Source organism: Nevskia soli (assembly GCF_903970205.1).
In the GTDB taxonomy this organism is placed as follows: Bacteria; Acidobacteriota; Terriglobia; order Bryobacterales; family Bryobacteraceae; genus Bog-113.
This window is the reverse complement of sequence record NZ_CAJCHS010000431.1, coordinates 1-3,320: the sequence shown is the minus strand read 5'-3', so window position 1 is coordinate 3,320 and position 3,320 is coordinate 1. Positions and strand designations below refer to the sequence as shown.

Sequence of the window (3,320 nt, the reverse complement as noted above, 5' to 3'; positions counted from 1 at the left end):
CGGGCTAAAATGTTTCTAGGAAAGGCTGTGGAAGATTCTGGAAAACTCTTGGGCGACGGGCGAGTTTGATGTCCCGGTCAGCGCTTCCGGCATCAACAAAATTATTTTTGGCGCGCGCGAGATTTGTACAGCTCGCGGGGGCAGAGTAGTGAAAGTAAATTTCCCGGAATGATTTCATCCACGTCGATTGCCTTGGAACGAGGGCTCCCCTCCAATGTCGATGCCGAACGCCTGGTACTCGGCTCGATTCTTCTTGACGACAACGTCTTTATCGACGTCGCCGGACAGTTGACCGTCGATGATTTCTGCCTCGAAAAGCACCGCAAGATCTTCCGCCGCATGCTGGAACTGCATGAACGCGGCGAGCGCATCGATCGCATCACGCTCGCCAACGATCTGCTGCGCTACAACGAGCTGGAGTCGGTAGATGGACTAAGTTATCTGGTCTCGCTCGACGATGGCCTGCCGCGCCTGCCCAGCGTGCAGGCTTACGTCAAGATCATCCGCGACAAGAGCTCGCTGCGCCGCATCGTAGCGACGGCCGACTCGCTGATGAAGCGGGCGTTGATGGGCGACGAGGAGCCGGATGCCATACTGGCCGGCGCCGAAGAAGCCTTGCTGAAACTCGGCGAAGCGCATCTGAACGACGGGTTGCTGACGCCGCGCGAGGTCATCGAGCGCTTCCAGGGCGGCATCACCGCCTTCCTCGATCCCAGCAAACGCATCAAAGGCGTGAGCACCGGTTTCGCGGGCTTCGATGAGATGACCGGCGGACTGCATGGGGGCGAGTTGATCATCATCGCGGCGCGGCCGGCCATGGGCAAGACGGCGCTGGCGCTCAACATCGCTCACCATGTCGCCGTGAAGCGCGGATTGCCCGTGGCGATCTTCTCGCTCGAAATGTCGAACGACTCTTTGTTAACGCGCATGCTGTGCGCGGCTGCCTATGTGGATGGGCACCGGTTCCGCGGAGGCTTTCTGGACTCCCGGGAGCGCGAGCGGCTGCGCAAGGCTGCCAATGAACTGGTGGAAGCGCCGATCTTCATTGACGATACGGCGGGCGTACACCTAATGGACATGCACGCGAAGCTGCGGCGGCTGCAGCAGCAGACTCAACAGAAGCTGGGATTGGTGGTCGTCGACTATCTACAGTTGATGAGCGGGCGCGGACGATTCGAGAACCGCACCCAGGAAGTCAGCGCACTTTCGCGAGGCATGAAGCTACTCGCCAAGGAGCTCGATTGCCCGATGCTGGTGCTCTCGCAGTTAAGCCGCGCGCCGGAAACACGGCAGGGCGATCATCGTCCGCAATTGAGCGATCTGCGGGAATCGGGTTCCATCGAGCAGGATGCCGATCTGGTCGGATTCATCTTCCGCGAGGAAGTCTATAAGCCCGATCGCGAGGACTTGCGGGGTCAGGCTGAACTGATCGTGTCCAAGCAGCGCAACGGGCCGATCGGAAAGGTCAACTTAGTGTATCTGCACGGGATGACTAAGTTCGAAAACCGGGCGGAGGATGTGACCGACCAGGTGCAGTAACAGTCCGTGGCGGACCCTCCCTCTCGGTCCGGCTCGGAGGGGGCTGTCCGGTTCCTTTCATCCTCAGTAGAATCAGTACGTTACAGAGCCGCGACGGTGACGGAGCGGTTACTACTGCTCGATGGCGTACTTTCCGTAGAAATCGACTAAGTTCTTGCGGAGTTGGGCGGCGGAGGCTTTGTTGGTATAGAACATGTGGCCGGCGTCGTAATAAGTCAGCGCGATGTTACCGGCAAGCGCGCGGTCAAGACCGATGTGGTCGAACGTGTACTCCGTCGCGAAGAAGGGTGTGGCCATATCGTAATAGCCGTTGCAGACCATCACATGCAGGTCGGGGTTCTGCGTGATCGCCTCCCGGAGCCGCTCGGCCATGTTGACGTATCGATTCTCGAAAGGCGCATAGTTCCACGGGTGTACTTTGCCGGTGAGTATCTCGTAAGGCAGGTCGCTATCCCATTTCAATTCACCGCGAACGTAGCCGTTGAAGGCCGCCGTGAAAGGTCCGTATACGACGGTGTAGCTGGGGTCGTACTCGGGGTACTCGCCCGCGGCGTCGTAATCGTTGCCCTCAATGCGGCTGTCGTAGCGGCCGATGGTGCGGTTCTCCGACCGGAGGAGTTCCTTGGCGAAGCGCTCAATGTGGATGCGGAGGTTCGATCTTATAACGTAATCCGGCGAAAGGCCGGTGAATCGCGCGACCTGCGCGGCGATGCGGGTACGCTCATCTGCGGTAAGCCGGTCGCCTTTCATGAGCGCGGCGGCGTAGTCGCCGGCGGCGAAAGCACGGGCTTCGGTAGTCGCCTTATCGCGGTCGGCCTGTAAGTCGGGCGGCAGCTTCTTGTGGTACCACGCGGCTGCCGTGTAAGTGGGTAGGAACAGCACATAAGGCAGATCATTCCCGCGATCGAAGGCGATCGTTTCGAAGTTCAGGACGGACGAGATCAAAGTGATGCCGTTCAGATACATGCCGTAGTTGTCGAGTAAGTATTGAGACAGACCGGCGGCGCGGGTTGTTCCGTAACTTTCGCCGGCGATGAACTTAGGCGAGTTCCAGCGGTTATTGCGCGTGGTCCAGAGACGGATAAAGTCGCCGACGGAAGCAAGGTCGCCCTCGACACCATGGAACTGTTTGGGATCTTCACCGGGCGCCGGTCGGCTAAAGCCCGTCGAAACAGGATCGATGAAGACCAGATCGGTGATGTCGAGAATGGAGTTGTCGTTGTCGATCAGGCGGAAGGGCTCGGGCGGTAACGTGCCGTCGTCTTTCAGCAGCGCTTTCTTCGGGCCGATCGCGCCGACGTGCAGCCAGACAGAGGAGGAACCCGGACCGCCGTTGAAGGTATAAGTGATGGGGCGCCGGCCTTCATCGGCAACGCCGTCGCGCGTGTAGGCGATATAGAAGATGCTGGCTTTGGGCTTATCGTCGTCGCGTCTGAGTAGAAGCGTGCCCGCCGTGGCAGTATAGTTCACGACCTCGCCGTTGATGCGGATGGAATGATGAGTGACGGAGGTGCGCTCAACCGCGGGAGGCGCAGGGTTCGGCGGCAGCGGGACGAATGCTGGCGCGGGTGGTGCGGCCGGCGTCGGCGCGGGAGCTTCCTGCGCACGAGCGATAGCGGCGAAGGACAGAAGGAGAGCGGCGGTGCGGAATCTTAGCATAGGTTGAAGTAGTGATTATGACGCTTCCGGTTAGACTGAGCGCATGACTCCGGCGGAACTCCGGCGGTACCGGCGTGACAATCCGGCTCGAGCCCTGCTCGAAAGCCGCGGCTGGTACCACA

At 60.0% G+C, this 3,320-nt stretch carries 2 protein-coding genes; one reads left to right on the top strand and one right to left on the bottom strand.

What is annotated here, in order from left to right:
• Positions 1-168 precede the first annotated feature (168 nt).
• Positions 169-1,539 (top strand): replicative DNA helicase, encoded by a 1,371-nt coding sequence (dnaB, locus tag H1Y01_RS18515; RefSeq protein ID WP_180542198.1) that lies wholly within the window; start codon positions 169-171, stop codon positions 1,537-1,539.
• 111 nt (positions 1,540-1,650) lie between these two features.
• Here dnaB and H1Y01_RS18510 read toward each other — a convergent pair whose 3' ends face one another.
• Positions 1,651-3,198: a S10 family peptidase gene (locus tag H1Y01_RS18510; protein ID WP_180542196.1), complete on the bottom strand. Its 1,548-nt coding sequence runs from the start codon at positions 3,196-3,198 to the stop codon at positions 1,651-1,653.
• Positions 3,199-3,320: the final 122 nt, after the last annotated feature.